Here is a 15,598-nt window from a genome sequence, read left to right as displayed (position 1 = left end):
GCCGGAGGTGCGCGATGGACGGTTCCATGGACCGGATCGCCGAGCCCTGGGGTGCGCGTACGCCGTACGGGCCGGGCACGGACTGGCCGGTGCGCACCGACACGCACCTGGCGGCCGGGGTCGGCGAGGACGACGTGGAGCGGTGGGTGCAGGCCGCCTCGCTGCTGCACTCGGGCGGGGACGCCATGGACGTCGCGGTGCGCGACGGGCGGATCGTCGGGGTGCGGGGGCGGGCCGTGGACCGGGTCAACAGGGGACGGCTCGGTCCCACGGACCTCTTCGGGTGGCAGGCGGGCGCCTCCCCGGACCGGCTCACCCGGCCACTGGTGCGGGAGGGCGGGCGGCTGGTGGAGAGCGACTGGGACCAAGCCATGGGGCGGGTCGTGAGCCGCAGCGAGGAGCTGCTCGAAGAACGCGGGCCCGGGTCCATCGGCTTCTACACCACCGGCCAGCTGTTCCTGGAGGAGTACTACACCCTCGCCGTCATCGCCCGGGCGGGCATCGGCACCCACCACCTGGACGGCAACACCCGGCTGTGCACCTCCACCGCCGCCGAGGCCCTGAAGGAGACGTTCGGCTGCGACGGGCAGCCCGGGTCCTACACGGACGTGGACCACGCCGACGTCCTCGCCCTCTACGGGCACAACGTCGCCGAGACCCAGACCGTGCTGTGGATGCGGATGCTGGACCGGCTGGACGGGCCCGAGCCGCCCCGGCTGATCTGCGTGGACCCACGGCCCACGCCCGTGGCCCGCCGCGCCACCGTGCACCTCGCGCCCCGCGTCGGGACCAACGTCGCCCTGCTCAACGCCCTGCTGCACGAGATCATCCGGATCGGGCGGGTGGACCACGACTACCTGCGGGACCACACCGTCGGATACGAGGAGCTCGCCGCCCGGGTGAAGGACTGCACCCCGCGCTGGGCCGCGCGGATCTGCGACGTGCCCGCCGCGTCGATCGAGGAGGCCGCCGAGATCCTCGGCGGTGCCGAGCGGCTGCTGTCCACCGTGCTCCAGGGCGTCTACCAGTCCCACCAGGCCACCGCCGCGGCCGTCCAGGTCAACAACCTGCACCTGATCCGCGGCATGCTGGGCCGGCCGGGCGCCGGCCTGCTCCAGATGAACGGCCAGCCCACCGCCCAGAACACCCGCGAGTGCGGCGCCGACGGAGACCTGCCGGGCTTCAGGAACTGGCAGAACGACGAGCACGTCGCCGAGATCGCCCGGCTGTGGAACGTCACACCCGAGACCGTCCCGCACTACGCCCCGCCCACCCACGCCATGCAGATCCTCCGCTACGCCGAGCAGGGCTCCGTCCGCATGCTGTGGATCACCGGCACCAACCCGGCCGTCTCGCTGCCCGACCTGTCCCGCATCCGGTCCGTCCTCGGCCAGGAGCGGCTGTTCACCGTCGTACAGGACCTGTACCTCACGGAGACGGCCCAGCTCGCCGACGTCGTGCTGCCCGCGGCCACCTGGGGCGAGAAGACCGGCACCTTCACCAACACCGACCGCACCGTGCACCTGACGGAGAAGGCGGTCGAGCCGCCCGGCGAGGCCCGGCCCGACCTGGACATCCTCCTCGACTACGCCGCCAGGATGGGCTTCCGCGACAAGGACGGCGGCCCGCTGATCACCTGGCGGGACCCGCGGTCGGCGTTCGAGGCCTGGCAGCGGTGCAGCGCCGGACGGCCCTGCGACTACACCGGCCTGAGCTACGACCGCCTGCGCGGCGCGTCCGGCATCCAGTGGCCCTGCACCCCCGACACCCCCGACGGCACCGAACGCCTCTACACCGGCGGCATCACCTGGGCCCACCCCGACCACTGCGAGAGCTACGGCAAGGACCTGGTCACCGGAGCCACCGTGGAACCGGTGGAGTACCGGTCCCTCAACCCCGACGGCAAGGCGGTCATCAAGGCCGCCGAGTACCTCCCCCCGCACGAGGTCGTCACGCAGGACTACCCGCTCCAGCTCACCACCGGACGCACGCTCTACCACTTCCACACCCGCACCAAGACCGGCCGCGTCCCCCAGCTCGACGCCGCCGCGCCCGAGATGTGGGCCGAACTGTCCGCCGCGGAAGCCGCCGCCCGAGGGCTCGCGGAAGGCGACCTGGTGGAGGTCACCACACCCCGCGGCGCGGTCCGCGCCCGGCTGCGCGTCACCGCCGTCCGCGACGGCACGGTGTTCCTGCCCTTCCACTACGGCTACTGGGACACCCCGGCGGGTCACCGGCCGCCGGACCGGGCCACCGGCCGGGCCGCGAACGAGACCACGGTCACCGACTGGGACCCGGTCTCCAAACAGCCGCTGTTCAAGACCGCCGCCGCCCGCGTCCGCCTGTTCGCGCACGGCGACGGCACTCCCGCACCCGCCCCCACCACCACCGCCTCCGCACCGGCCCACCCGGACGGCGTCCCGCCGACCGAGGGCGGACCCCAGGCGCACGCCGGCCACACCGGGGACCGGCCAAAGGACCGCCCATGAACGGCATCACCCTCGTCCTGCGCGCCCTGCACCACGGCGAGCGCAAGCTGGAGAAGGACCTGCTGGCCGCCGCCGAACGGCACCACACCGAGCACGAGTTCCACCACGTCGCGATCGACCTCGCCGACTGGTCCCACCAGCACCGGGCCCGGATCGCCGAGACCGGCCACCACTACGGCCTGGACATGTCGAGCTCACCCGGCCAACCGGCGTACGGCATCATGGCCACCCTCCGCGAAGTGGCCGCCGACACCCTCACGCGCCGCCCCGAGACCGGACTGCTGCTCCTGCACGACCTGCACGACCTCTGCCTGACCGCCTCCGGCAACTCCCTCTACTGGGAGATGCTCGCCCAGGCCGCACAGGCCACCAAGGACACCCGGCTCCTCGAACTGGCCTCCGACTGCCATCCGCAGACGCTCCGGCAGATCCGCTGGGCCAACTCCATGATCAAGACCCTGTCGCCGCAGTTGCTCACCAGCCAGTGAGCGCGCCACGGATCACGGGGTCCGCCTCCTCCCGGGGGAGTAGCGGGACCCCCGTCGGCTCATTCCCGGGGCCCAGGGCGTCATGGAACGCAGGATCCGTGTTCGTGTCAGCCGCCGGCCCGCAGCGCCCCGGGGCCAGGAGATCGACCGCAGAACGCCGTCGGGACGGATACTGCCGTACTGATCGACGGACACCGCCGTACTGATCAGTGGCCGGCGCGATGGCGGGTGAGCGCCGTGCGCAGGGCGTCGCGCAGGCCCTCCGGGAACGGCGGGCCGTCCGTCGTGGTGGACGCGGTGACCGCCGCCGCGACGGTGTGCAGCTTGGTGTTGGACAGCTGGGAGGCCTCCCGCAGGATGTCCCACGCCTGGTCGGACGTGCAGCCGTGGGTGGCCATGAGGACGCCCCGGGCCTGGTCGATCAGCGGGCGGGCCACGATCGCCCGGCGCAACTGGTCTATCTCCACCTCCAGGACGCGCATCCGCTCCGCACGCTCCCGCGACACCGCCGAGGAACCGGGAGCGGGCGCCGGGGGAGCCGGCTCCCGAACGTGGATGTGCAGCGGATCCGCGGCGTCCAGCCCCGCCAGTTCCAGGATCCGGCGCGGCTGGCCGGTCCAGGCGGTGGCGGAGACCGGGACGCCGTGGCGCCGGCCGTACCCGTTCAGGAGCTCCAGGAACTCCAGCCCGGCCGTGTCCATGAAATGCACCGCCGACATGTCCAGCTCCACCCGGACGACACCCGCCGGCAGGGCCGCCAGCGCCGTGGCGAGCATGTCGGCGCAACCGCGGACGAGCTCCCCGCGGGGGACCAGCAGTGCCGTGCCCGTCTCCGTGCGGGAATCGATGACCAGTGTGGCCGGACGCCGGGAAAGGGGTGCGCTTGCCGCTGAGGTCATGTCTCCGCCCTTGTTCCGTTGCGGACAGTGGTCGTGCGGGTGTGGCGCGTGTGCGCCGCCTCATGGCGCGGGTCAACGTACGCGTGCCCCGTGTGCGGCGGGGTACGCGTGGCGCGGAGTGAAGAAGGGGAAGATGCGGATGCGACCGGCGATTTCCAGCGGTCCGGGGCATCGGGGCGGTGACGGCGGCGCATACTGGGAACTCGTGGCCCTGAGCACCGAGGAGACGGCGTGAGTATCTCCGAGCCCGCGCGACACGCCCCGCCGGGCGGCATCGCACCGTCGGTACAGGTTCCCCAGCTGCGGGTCCGTCCGCTGTGCGGACGGACCGGCGTACAGGCGGTGGGCGAGGTCAGCCTGGCCACGCGGGGGATCTGGGAAGGCGCGCTGGAGCAGGCTGTTCGCGAGGACGAGGACGTGTACTACTTGGAACTCTCCGCGGTGACGTTCGTGGACGTCGCGGGTGTGGACGCGCTCGCGGGCGCCGCCCAGCGGCTTCCCGACGGCCGCCGGATCGTCGTCGACCGGCCACCGCCCGCCCTGCCGCGCCTCCTGGAACTGTTCTGGCCCGGCCTCCGGACGATCGAGGTGTCGAAGTCATGACCGCCGTGGCCGAACCTTTCGTGCATCCCGCGCTGTTCTACGCGGACGAGCAGCAGTACCTCGCGGGCACGGTCCCCTTCATCCGGGACGGGCTCGCCGACGGCGAACCGGTCGCGGTGGCCGTCCCCGGCGAGAACCTGCGGCTCATCCAGGACGAGCTGGGCGCCGACGCCGCGTCCGTGCGGTTCCTGGACATGCGCGAGGCCGGGCGCAACCCCGGCCGCATCATCCCCGGTGTGCTGCGCGCGTTCGCCGACACCCAGCCGCCCGGCCGCCGGGTCCGGATCATCGGCGAGCCGATCTGGGCGGGTCGCAGCGCAGCCGAGTACCCCGCCTGCGTCCAGCACGAGGCGCTGATCAACGCGGCGTTCCAGGGCCGCGACGTCACCATCCTCTGCCCGTACGACACCGTGCGTCTTGACGAACAGGTCCTCGCGGACGCGTACGCCACCCACCCGACCGTCATCACCGCCGATGCCACCGGCGGCCGGCCCAGCGGCGAGTACGCCCCCGACGCCGTCGTCGCCCGCTACAACGAGCCGCTGCCGGCCGCCCCCGACGGACTGTCCTTCGACTTCCGTGAGGAGACCCTCTCCGAGGCCCGGCACACCGCCACCGCCGAGGGCGCACGGCTCGGGCTCACCGGCATCCGTCTGGAGGACCTGGCGCTGATCACGGCCGAGCTGACCACCAACAGCGTGGTGCACGGCGGCGGTTCGGGCCGCCTGCGGGTCTGGGCCGAGAACGGGTCCGTCGTCTGCGAGGTACGCGACAAGGGCCGGCTGACCGACCCGCTGGCCGGCCGCCGGCCCGCGAGCCGCGACCAGCGTGGCGGCCGCGGCCTGCTGCTGGTCAACCTGGTGGCCGACCTGGTACGGCTGCACACGGGAGTGGACGGCACCACGATCCGCTGCTACCTGTCGCGGTAGGCGGCACGCTCGGCGACACCGCTCTCAGGCGGCCGGCGGATCCAGCACCAGCGGCGCGATGCTGCCCTCCAGCATGGCGCCGATCCCCTGGATGGCGCACATGTCGGGCCGTTCGGCGATGTGCACCGGCATACCGGTCGCCCTGATCAGCATCTGGTCGAAGCCGGGGAGCAGCGCGGAGCCGCCGACCATCATGATCCCGCGGTCGGCCAGGTCGGCGACCAGGTCCGGCGGGCAGTCCCGCAGCACCTTGCCGATGCCGTCGAGGACGGCGGTCAGCGGGGTCTGGATGGCCTTCCGGACGGCGGCGGTGTCGACCCGCACACTGCGGGCGAGGCCCGTGACCACGTCCCGCCCGTGGATCTCGGCGGATGCCGGGCCGTGCGGGGTCAGGCCGGTGCCGGCGAGGGCGAGCTGGAGCGGCCGAACGGACTGGCTCGGCAGCATCAGTGCGTGCGCGTGCCGCAGGTGCTGCACGATCGCGTGGTCGACGGCCTCACCGCCCACCGGGATCCGCTGGGCCGTGACGATCGACCCCAGGGAGAGCACGGCGACCTGCGTCGCCGCGGCCCCGCACACCATGATCATGGTCGCCTCGGGCCGTTCCACGGGCAGCCCGCACCCCACGGCCGCGGCGATCAGCGTGTCGACCAACTCCACGCGCCGGGCACCCAGCCCGGCCAGCGTCTCGATCGTCGCCCGCTGGGCCAGCGGATCGGCGTCGTGCGGGGTGCAGGCCGCCGCACGCAGCCGTGGTCTGCGGCGCAGGCTGCGGCGCAGCTTGTCGCCGAGCAGGTGGCGCAGCATGCGCTGGGCCATCTCGATGTCGACGACCGTGCCACCGGAGACGGGCCGTACCACCCGGATGTACTCCGGTGTCCGCCCCGTCATCTGCTCCGCGAACTCGCCCACCGCGATCAGGGAGCCGCTACGGGTGTTCACGGCGGCGACGGACGGCTCGTCCACGACGAGCCCCGGGCCCTTGACGTACACACGGGTCCGGGCCGCTCCCATGTCCACGGCGAAATGGCAGCGGCGCAACTGCTCCAGACTGACGGCCACGGCAGATCCTTCCGAGCGCGCGGGCTTCCTCTGTGCATCCTGCGCGGGCACGGGGGGCGGGCGCCTTTTTAAGGGGGCCGGGTGGGGGTGCGGCTGGACGGGGTTCAGAGCGCCTGGGCGGCTTGCAGGAGGGGGAAGAGGCCGTCGCTGACCAGGCCGGCGGTGCCGTGCACCATCGCGTGCGTGGCATCGACCCGGACGAAGGCCACCCCTGCCGCCCGCGCCGCTTCCGCCGCGGCCCGGCCGGAGCCGACCATCAGGCACGGGCGCCGCAGCCCGGCCAGGGCCCGGAGCACGCGGGCCGGATCGGGCATCAGCCGCAGGTCCCAGTCGTCACGGCCGTGGATCCCGCCGGACAGGCAGTCGACGAGCCGGCGCCGGTCCAGGTACGCCGTCGCCGCCTCCGCCGAGCAGTCGGTGACCACCGCCACCGCCCGGCCCTGGTCGGCCAGTGTGCGGATGAGCAGATCGGCGTCGGGCACGGGCTCGGCACGGAGCACGGCCGTCCGCTCGAGCTGGGCCAGTCGTTCCCGCAGCTGACGTTGCGTGGGGTGACCCTGGTACGCCCGCAGCAGGTCGAGCGGGTGGGACAGGGAGGGTGCGTCCAGGACGCCCAGCCCGAGCAGCAGCTCGCGCACGGCATGGGGTGCGCTGTCTGAGGGGAAGAGCCGGGCCAGGGTGCCGTCGAAGCCGAAGATGACGGTCGCGGCCCCCCGCAGGGCGTCGACGAGCTCGCGTCTCGCCGGCCGCTGCGACAGGGCCGGGTGCGGGCGGCGGGTCGCGGTGAGGGACAGCTGCCAGCGGACCGTGCACCCGGGCACGGCGTCCTCGCCCGGACCGTCACCGAACTCGGTCTCCGCCTGAGCGGCGCGGGTGGGCGGGTAGTTGAGGATGACGTGCGCCAGGCGCGAGCGCAGTCGGTCCCGGACGGCGACGGGCGGCGACACCCCGTCGGCGTTCGCGACGGCCTCGATCGGGTCGGTGACCCACCACATCGCCTTACCGGTGACCTCGAAGACGGTGGCGCCGTCCGCGGCCGGCCCGGCGTCCGCGAGCTCCAGCAGGCGCCCGTTGAGATCAACCTCGTAGTAGCCCGTGGCGGTCGAGGACCGGGTGAGACTGAGCGCGTTGTCCGGGCCGGTGTAGACGACCGCCCTGATCCGTCCGGCGGGTTCTGGGAGCGGGGCGAGGGGAGGGAGGGGGAAGGGTCCACGGAGCGGGGGCGCGGTACCGCCCGGAGGCCCGGGCGGTACGGGGACCAGGCAGTAGAACCCGTCGGCCGGGTCCTCCGTCAGCGGGTTGAGTCCGACGTCGCCGACGGCCGCGGCCAGCTCGGCCCGGAGACGGGGAGGGACCGCGATGATGCCGTCCTCCGCGTTCTGTGCACGCCGTACCCGCTGGTCGTCGGGCCCTTCGGTCCACCCGTCGGCCCAGACGCACCGGAAGACGGCCTTCAGCCGGGCGCCGTCCAGCTCCTGCATCCGGTGCGGCAACCACCTGACGGTGGCCACGAGCAACGACCGCACGGACACTCCCACCGGGACGATCACCGAGTAACCGAGGTCGTTCTCGACCAGCTCGTACTCGTATCCCAGTGCCGGCCCGCTCTCCGTCAGCAGCCGAGCCACCGCCCGGCCGAGCGCGGCGTGGGCCTCCTGGTCCCGGCGGCCGTCCGCGAACTCGTAGTGGACGAGGGTACGGTGGTCGGGCCCGTTCTCGGCGAACAGGCTCTCCGGCACGTCGTCCCGCGGCAGCGGGGCCTCCTCCGCGCCGTGCTCCTGCGCGAAGAAGATCGACGGCAGCTCGTCCTCGGTGGGGAAGGGCCCTTCCGGGTGCTCGTCCAGCGCCGCCGTGAAGTCGTCGGGTGCCGAGTCGCCCCGGCCGTCCGCCGGGGAGGAGTCCTCCGGCCCGCCGTACTCCTCGCGCAGTTCCCGTCCGAGGGCCAGCAGTTCCGGGCTCCGGCCGCCGGAGAGCTCGTACTCCTCGAACACGTCCAGGGCTTCCTCGGTGCGGCCCTGGCCGCTCAGGGCGAGCATGAGGAGCCGGCGGAAGTCCTCCCGGGAGGGGGAGGAGCGGAGCAGCTCGGTGAGTTGTGTGGCCGCGCGGTCGTACTCGCCAAGGTCCAGGTCGAGTTCGGCGAGCTTGCGGTGCAGGGCCAGGCGGAGCTGGAGGAGCCGGGTGCGGGCGGTGCGGGCGGCCGGGCCGGGGACCTCGAAGAGGGCCTCGGGGCCGTCCCACAGCGCCAGTGCCCGGTCGATCCGCTCGCGGGCGAGGGCGAGGTCGCCCTGCTCGGCCAGTGCCGTGGCCTCCCGCTCCAGTTCCTCGCATCTGACCAGGTCGAGGTCGTCGACGCTGGTGTGCAGGGCATAGCCGTTCGGGGTCTTCGCCAGCACGCCGGGCCCCAGAGCACTTCGCAACCGGGACACGATCCGGGCCAGGGCCGCCGGCGCGTCGTGGGGCTCGTCCCCCGGGCGCCACAACCCTGTTCTGAACTCTTCGTGGGTGACTTGCCGGCCGCGCCTGAACAGCAGTATGGCGAGCGTGGCCCGTACGAGCGGGGAGAAGTTCAGGATCTCGCCGTTGAACTCCACGTGCACCGGGCCCAGGACACGGTACTGGTGGGACTCGGGCCGGTGCGGGAGCCGGGACAACCGCCGGGTGAGCATGTCCCTGCCTCGCAGCTGCTCCCGGAGCAGTCGTGACGTCAGCAGACTGAGGGCGGGGGCGTACTCGCGGGCGAGGCCGTCCGACAGGTGGCCGAGCTGTTCCGGCCGCAGGGGCGCCGTCAGCCGTGGGGCTCCCGATGCCAGCAGCAAAAGGATCTCGCCCAGCGCCCGCAGGTCCACGGCCTGTGCCGACGGGCCCGATGCCCTGCCCGGTTCGAAGAGGCTGATTTTGACCTCGCCGCCGGGCAGGAGCATCACCCGGGACATCCCGAAGGCGCCGTGGACGATACCCGCATCGTGGACGGCCTTGAGGGCGAGCGCCAGTTGCTGCCCGATGCGCAGGGTCAGGGGCACCTGGAGCCGGTAGCCGTTGGGGGCCGCCAGCGTGTTCAGGGCGATGCCGTCCAGGTGCTCCATGACGACGTACGGCACGTCGTCCTCGATCCCGAAGTCGTGGACGGCCACCACGTTCGGGTGTGCGAGGGCCTTCAGCCGCTCGGCGTCCCGCAGGAACGCCTCCCGCCCCGCGGCATCCGGGATCGGCTCGTGCAGCCGAAGCACCACCGTCCGGTTCGCCCCGGTGTCCTCGGCCTGCCACACGGACCCGGTGGAACCGATCCGCCGCACCAGCCGGTACCGCGCCCCCAGCCCCCGCGGCACCCCCGGAGCACCCGCCGCGCCCCCGCCCAACTGCCGCACACTCTCCGGCCGCACGGTCGCGAACGCGTCCCCGTCCGCCTCGGCCCCCGCCGAGTCCGCCCCGCCCGCCGCGGGCGTCACCGCACGGAAGTCCCCGGGCGTCGCCCCCGCCCGTTCCTCGATCAGGCCGCCCACCCGGGCCAGCAGTTCCGTGGTCCGCCCCCGTGCGGACCGGGGCAGACTGCGCAGCAGCAGGTCGCGGACCCCGGGGCGGAAGGCGTACGACCCGGGCGGGCCCTCGGTCGCGGTCAGCATGCCGCTGAGGATCACCTCGGCGAGGTGCTGCGGCTGCGGGTACGGCTCGACAGCCCGCTGCACGAGCCGCATGACCGGCAGGTCGGGGCGGCCCACGGCGAGGTGGCCGGCCAGGCGGAACGCCTCCGGGGAGGCGGTGGCACGGAAGCGCAGTACCAGTTCCTCGGCGGGGAGCCGGCCGACGTCCGTACGCTCCTCGGTGTCGTCCGGGCCCAGCGGGCCGTCCAGCAGGGCCGCCGAGCCGGGGAAACGGGCGCCCGTGGACGCCACCAGCCCGGCCCAGTTCGCCAGCCATCTCGGTCCCGGCTCCAGCACGGGCAGCGGTACGGCTCCGTCGGCCCGCGGCTTCTCCTCGTACGGTGCGAACGTGAGCGCTGCCGCCGGAGCCGCCGGGAACGGTGCGGCGAGCAGGCCGGGGGCGGCGGGCAACGCCGTGTCGCGCCACAGGTGTTCGGGCAGGGGCTGGACGACGGCCAGCGGCATCCGGTGGGCCCAGCGGCGCAGGGTGGCGTACCACGGCCCCGCCGCCTCGCCCGCCCGCCACTGCGGGCCCATGCAGTCGCTGACCAGGAGGGTGACCGTGCGCCCGTCGGCGGGTGTGTGCGCACCGTGGCCGTGGACCGTGCCGTCGGGGGCCGCGCGGTACAGGTCGATCGTGCGGAACACGCCCGACTGGGCCAGTGCCGTGTGCAGTTCGCGGACCAGGGGGCGCCAGACGGGCATCGTGGGACCGGTGTCGTACACCAGGTTCAGGCGCAGCCAGCGTTCCCGCGCGGGACGGAGCACCGGGAGCCACCATTCGGGGGCGGCGCCGAGGCGGGCGATGCGGTCCGCGGTCGCGTGTTCGTCGAGGCGGCGGCCGACCGGGGCGTCGGTGCGGCGCTTGAGGGGGCGCAGGGCGCGCTGCAGACCCAGGGGGTGGCGCAGCATCGGCGGTGCCGGGGCCAGGAGGGAGGCATAGGGGCCGCCCGGTGGCCTGCCGGGGGCCGGCAGATGGAGCGGTGCGCGGGGGGACTCGGGCTCCGTCGGGGTGTGCTCCGGTGCGGGGCGAGGTGGTGCGGGTTCCGGGGTGGCGGGCGTGGCGTCCGGCGCGTCCGCGGTGTCCGTGGGCTCCGGGGCCGGCGCCGGACGCGGATCCGCTCCGGCCGTCGGCTCCATCTGCCGCGCCAGCCACAGCAGTTCCGCCAGCTCCAGCGGCGTCGGGCGCACCCCGCCGGCCGCCTCGGCCAGTACGTGGGCCAGGCGGGCCAGGGGCGCCGAGGCGGCGGTGGGATCAGAAGGCATCTGCCTGCTCGGCCCCGCCGAGGTAGGGCATGAGCTGCTCGGCCAGTTCGTTCAGGGAGGCCGGGGCCAGATCGGCGGAGCGGGCCAGGTAGATGGCGTTGAGGAGCTGGTCGGTGGCGAGGTCGCCGCCGCCGATCCGGTTGAGGAAGCGGGTGATGAGGGCCTGCGCGTCTTCGTCCGGTTCGCCCAGGTGGGCGCGGACGATCTCGAAGAGGTGGTGGTCTTCGGGCTGGCGCAGCCGCAGGGTGACGCAGCGGCGCAGGAAGGCGGGCGGGAACTCGCGCTCGCCGTTGCTGGTGAGGACGACGAAGGGGAAGGCGTGGCAGCGGACCCGGCCGCGTTCCACGGGGACGCGTTCGTGGGTGCCGGCGACCATGACCTCGGCGGTGGGCGCGTGGCGGGAGGCGCGGACCAGTTCGGGGATCTCGTACTGGCCCTCCTCCAGCACGTTCAGCAGGTCGTTGGGCAGGTCCAGGTCGCTCTTGTCGATCTCGTCGATGAGCAGGGCACGGGGACGGGCGTAGGGCAGCAGGGCGGTGCCCAGGGGGCCCAGGCGCAGGTGGTCCTCGATGCCGGTCTCGGGGACGGGGGCGTCCGCGTCGAGAGCGGCGGCCTGGCGGGCCGCGTACAGACGGGAGAGGGGGTCGTACTGGTAGAGGCCGTCGTGGAGGGTGCTGCGGCTGGTGATGTTCCAGCGGAGCACCGGGCCCAGCCGCAGTTCCCGGGCGACCGCGTACACCAGCGAGGATTTGCCGGTGCCGGGCGGCCCGGTGACCAGCAGCGGGCGGCGCAGGTAGAGGGCCGCGTTGACCAGTTGCACGGTCTGCGGGGTGGCCTGGTACGTCTCGGCGCGGTGCGTGCGGTCGGGGGAGGTGGCCGCGGTGTCGGCGGTGTCCGGAGGCGTGTGGAGTGCGGGGCCGCCGTCGAAGGCCCGCCAGGGCGGGGGAGCGGGCAGCTCGGTGATGCCGTCGTGCGGCTCCTTGGTGCCGGTGTACACGGGCCACAGGGGCATGGGTTCCTTCTCCGTTGAGGCGGCTCAGGCGACGGGGGAGTGCAGGCCGGCCGTGGGCCGGGGGAAGCAGCGCGGGTCGTCCCAGAGGAGCTGGACGTCCCTCGCCCAGTGCCGGTCGGGGTCGTCGTCCGCCTCGGCCGCCTCACGCAACCACTGGATGTGCCGGGGGAGTTCGGCGGGCGGGACACCGTCGACGTACTGGGCGAGCGCGTCGAGGAAGGCGGTGCCCGGGCAGGGCGAGTCGTCGTGCGCGGTACCGGGGCAGCCCGTGCGCGGCCACAGGAGCACCGGGACGGGGGCGCTGAGGGCGGCGGCGAAGTGGTCCGGCGCGGCGGCGGGCCCGGTGGCGTAGCCCGCCAGGTGCGCCTCCTCGTCGCGGAGCCGCTTGCGCAGGCTGGGCGGGCGTTCCCGGTTGCCGCAGTCGACGCGGTGCAGGCGTGGTGTGCCCTGGCCGGCCCGCGACTTCTGCCAGGTCTTGGTGAGCTGGTGGCGCATACGGGCGCTGTCGTGCCGGTAGCGGTCCGCCACGACGAGGGGGTGGGCGCAGCCGAGGGGAGTGGGGTCGTCGGGGCCGCACTCCCAGTGCGCCACTGGTTCGTTCAGCCACTCACGCGGCAGTACGAAAGTGATCAGCTCCTCGGTGCCGGGCGCGAGGTGGGTGAACGCGTCGTCTATGCCCTTCTGCACGTACGTCTGCACCTCCGCCCTGGGCAGCCGGGCCGTCCCCACGGGATGCGGCAGCCCGTCGCGGTAGGCGGAAACCCGCACGGCGACCCGGTCGTGGCCCTCGCCGCTGCGGTCCAGCTCGACGAGGATGGGGGACCATGCGGAGGCCGCAGGCGCGGGTGGCCTCTCCAGCAGGTCCTCCAGCTGGTCGGCGAACCTCGTCACCGCCTCGGGGTCCTCGACCTCCCAGTGCACGTGCCGGGCCGCCGACCGCAGCGAGGCGAACCGGTCCGGCGGCAGCGCCGGGCCGAACGGACCCACGGCGGCCACGTAGAGCCGGTTCGGGTCGCAGGCCAGACCGGTCCCCTCCGCCCGCTCCACCAGCTCGTACAGCCGGTGGGACACGTCCGGGGTGTCGGCGCCGGACGGGGGGACCAGTTTGCCGAGGTGGTACCAGTAGCGGGCCATGACCTCGGTGGGCAGCATCCGGCCGACCCGCACGTCCGGCTCGGCCGCGCTCTGCGCGATCATGCCGACCACCCTGCCGTCGGGGAGGGCGACTGCCGCGCCGCTGAAACCGGGCGCGAGCGGCTGCCCGTGGCCCTGAGTGGCCTCCAGTTGCACCCACTGGTCGGCGATCAGCGTGCCGGACACGGCGCGGTACTTGGCGATGGATCCCTCGTCGTACCCCTCGGGAAAGCCGTACGCCTCCAGTTCCGGGGCGGGACTGCCGTGTGCCGCGTCGGGCGGGGCGAACCTGGCCGGGTCCAGGGGCACTTCCCGGTCCAGTTGGAGCACGACCCAGGTCGCCGGGGTCCTTGTCGTCCCGCCAGCCGCCGTGCACGGCCACCCGCGCCGGCATCTCGCTCAGGTCCCTGCGGTGCGGGAAGGCCACGGTCACCTGTGCCCAGTCCCGGTCCCGCACGACATGCGCGCACGTGAGCACCTTGCTGCGGGTCACCAGGAAGCCCGCCCCCACCTCGCGCCCGCACGCGATCCGGGCATGCCAGGCTGGGCGTCTCATGACCGGGCGGTGGGCTCCGAGACCGCCGGTACCGTGGCCGCGGGTTCCGCCGGGACCTGACCCGGAGTCCAGCTCAGCCGCACCACCAACTGTCCTTCCGCCGCGCCCTTGGCGATCACTGCCCCGGCCTCCGCGCTCAGTTTCACCCCGAACTCCAGCTCCACGGAGTCGGGCCGCAGCGTGCCGTCCCGGAAGACCCGCAGCGCGGACCGGGCCGCCGCGCGCACCCCGTCCAGGGCGCTCTCGAAGGTACGGGTGGTCTGCGCGGCCGGTCCGTCGCCGCGGGACACGAGCCGGGAGCCGGTCGCCGCTTCCGCGGTCTCCACGACGACGACGGCGCCGTCCTCGGTCTTGAACTCCACCAGCTTGTTCATGGCGCCGATCGCTCCCCCGTGTGCTGATCCGGTGTCAGCTTCATTGTGGTGGAAGGCGACCGGCCCTGTCCCCGCTTCCGCCCTCCGGGTGGTCCGCGATCCCCCGGATCACCCCCAGCTGTAGCAAATCCTGCGGACGGATGCACAGTTGTTCGGCCGTCGCCTCCACCTCCTCCGGCGGGCGTTTGAGGATCGCGGCCGCCAGCTCCGGGGCGATGACCGAGAAGTAACTGTCCGGTGTGGCCCAGGTGTTGCCTGGCGCGGCCAGCGCGAGCGCACCGCCCGAGCCGCCCTCGCCGACGACCAGGGTGGTGACCGGGACCCGGGCGGCGGCCACCGCGCCGAACAGGTCCGCGATCGCCGCCCCCGCGCCCTGCCGCTCGGCCTCGGCGTCGTTCGCCGCGCCCGGGGTGTCCACCAGCGTCAGCACGGGGATGCCCAGCCGGTCCGCCAGCCGTATCAGCCGGGCGGCCGTGCGGTATCCGGCGGGGCGGGTGGCCGTGCCGGTCTGGGCGGCATAGGCGACGGTACGACCGTCCCGTTCCCCGAAGCCGCACAGCATGCCGTCGGGGTCACTGCCGCCGCAGCGATCACCGGAGAGGGCGACCCGGCGGGTGAACCAGGCGTCCAGATAGGCCTGGGCGCGAGGCCGTTCGGGCGAGCGGGCACGCCGCACGGCGGCCCAGCCGGTACGGGGGAGCCCCGTGACACCGAGAGCGGCGGGGACGGGGGCCGGCTCGACGCGGGTCGGGGGCGGCGCGGCCGCGGTCTCGGGGGCCACTGCGGCCGGGGCCAACGGTCGCGCGGCACGGGCTTCGCCCCCGGCTCCCGTCGCGGATGCGCCGGAAGTGGTGGCGGTGCCGGGGGAGTCGGTCGGGCGTGCGGCGCCTGGCGTGCCGTGGGCGGCGGGTGTGGCGGATGCGCCCGCTGCGCCTGAAGCGTCGGATGCACCAGAAGCGCTCGCTGTGCCGGAAGCAGCTGTCGTGCCGGAAGTGGTCATAGTGGCTGGAGAGTCCGCCGCGTCTGCGGCGCCTGGCGTGCCATGAGCGCCGGAAGGGGCCGGTGTGGCCGAAGGAGTCGCGGTGCTGGGAGAGTTCGCCGGGTCTGCGGCGTCGGGCGTGCCGTGGGCGCGGGATGGGCCCGGTGTG

The 15,598-nt window shown here is 74.0% G+C and carries 10 protein-coding genes and 1 pseudogene; 4 read left to right on the top strand and 7 right to left on the bottom strand.

Annotated elements, in window-relative coordinates:
* Positions 1–14: 14 nt before the first annotated feature.
* Together ACFY01_RS13585 and ACFY01_RS13580 are read left to right on the top strand one after the other, a co-directional pair.
* Positions 15–2,489 carry a molybdopterin oxidoreductase family protein gene (locus tag ACFY01_RS13585; protein WP_390735883.1) on the top strand — a complete coding sequence of 825 codons (2,475 nt, stop codon included), beginning with the start codon at positions 15–17 and terminating at the stop codon, positions 2,487–2,489.
* A complete protein-coding gene (locus tag ACFY01_RS13580) occupies positions 2,486–2,977 on the top strand; it encodes a hypothetical protein (RefSeq protein ID WP_390735882.1) in 492 nt (163 codons plus the stop codon). Before ACFY01_RS13585 ends, ACFY01_RS13580 begins: the two co-directional genes overlap by 4 nt.
* A gap of 206 nt (positions 2,978–3,183) precedes the next feature.
* Here the strand turns inward: ACFY01_RS13580 and ACFY01_RS13575 are convergent, their stop codons facing one another.
* On the bottom strand, positions 3,184–3,876 hold the full coding sequence (locus tag ACFY01_RS13575; protein ID WP_390735881.1) for an ANTAR domain-containing protein: 693 nt from the start codon (positions 3,874–3,876) through the stop codon (positions 3,184–3,186).
* A gap of 237 nt (positions 3,877–4,113) precedes the next feature.
* On the opposite strand from ACFY01_RS13575, the gene ACFY01_RS13570 reads away from it, so the two are divergent.
* Both ACFY01_RS13570 and ACFY01_RS13565 read left to right on the top strand, forming a co-directional pair.
* Positions 4,114–4,479, top strand: a complete 366-nt coding sequence (locus ACFY01_RS13570; RefSeq protein WP_390736219.1) for an STAS domain-containing protein — start codon at positions 4,114–4,116, stop codon at positions 4,477–4,479.
* Entirely contained in the window at positions 4,476–5,408 is a 933-nt protein-coding gene (locus ACFY01_RS13565; protein WP_390735880.1) for an anti-sigma factor RsbA family regulatory protein, read from the top strand. The genes ACFY01_RS13570 and ACFY01_RS13565 overlap by 4 nt, the downstream gene beginning before the upstream one ends.
* Positions 5,409–5,432: 24 nt before the next feature.
* Here ACFY01_RS13565 and ACFY01_RS13560 read toward each other — a convergent pair whose 3' ends face one another.
* From ACFY01_RS13560 to ACFY01_RS13535, 6 genes and pseudogenes are all read right to left on the bottom strand, one after another.
* On the bottom strand, positions 5,433–6,470 hold the full coding sequence (locus tag ACFY01_RS13560) for a rod shape-determining protein (RefSeq protein WP_390735879.1): 1,038 nt from the start codon (positions 6,468–6,470) through the stop codon (positions 5,433–5,435).
* Between the two features lie 104 nt (positions 6,471–6,574).
* Complete coding sequence (locus ACFY01_RS13555; RefSeq protein WP_390735878.1) at positions 6,575–11,374, bottom strand: SAV_2336 N-terminal domain-related protein; 4,800 nt, start codon at positions 11,372–11,374, stop codon at positions 6,575–6,577.
* A complete protein-coding gene (locus ACFY01_RS13550; protein WP_390735877.1) occupies positions 11,364–12,386 on the bottom strand; it encodes an AAA family ATPase in 1,023 nt (340 codons plus the stop codon). The genes ACFY01_RS13555 and ACFY01_RS13550 overlap by 11 nt, the downstream gene beginning before the upstream one ends.
* A gap of 24 nt (positions 12,387–12,410) precedes the next feature.
* Positions 12,411–13,850 carry a serine protease gene (locus ACFY01_RS13545; protein ID WP_390735876.1) on the bottom strand — a complete coding sequence of 480 codons (1,440 nt, stop codon included), beginning with the start codon at positions 13,848–13,850 and terminating at the stop codon, positions 12,411–12,413.
* Between the two features lie 222 nt (positions 13,851–14,072).
* Positions 14,073–14,450: a CU044_2847 family protein gene (locus ACFY01_RS13540; protein ID WP_390735875.1), complete on the bottom strand. Its 378-nt coding sequence runs from the start codon at positions 14,448–14,450 to the stop codon at positions 14,073–14,075.
* Positions 14,451–14,490: 40 nt separating this feature from the next.
* A pseudogene (locus tag ACFY01_RS13535) lies at positions 14,491–15,417 on the bottom strand (carboxyl transferase domain-containing protein); the annotation flags it as partial.
* Between the last annotated feature and the right edge of the window lie 181 nt (positions 15,418–15,598).

Origin of the sequence: Streptomyces sp. NPDC001480, assembly GCF_042894725.1 — a bacterium.
Classification (GTDB): Bacteria; Actinomycetota; Actinomycetes; order Streptomycetales; family Streptomycetaceae; genus Streptomyces.
Note: the sequence above shows the minus strand (reverse complement) of the source record. Positions and strands in the feature narration are given on the sequence as shown.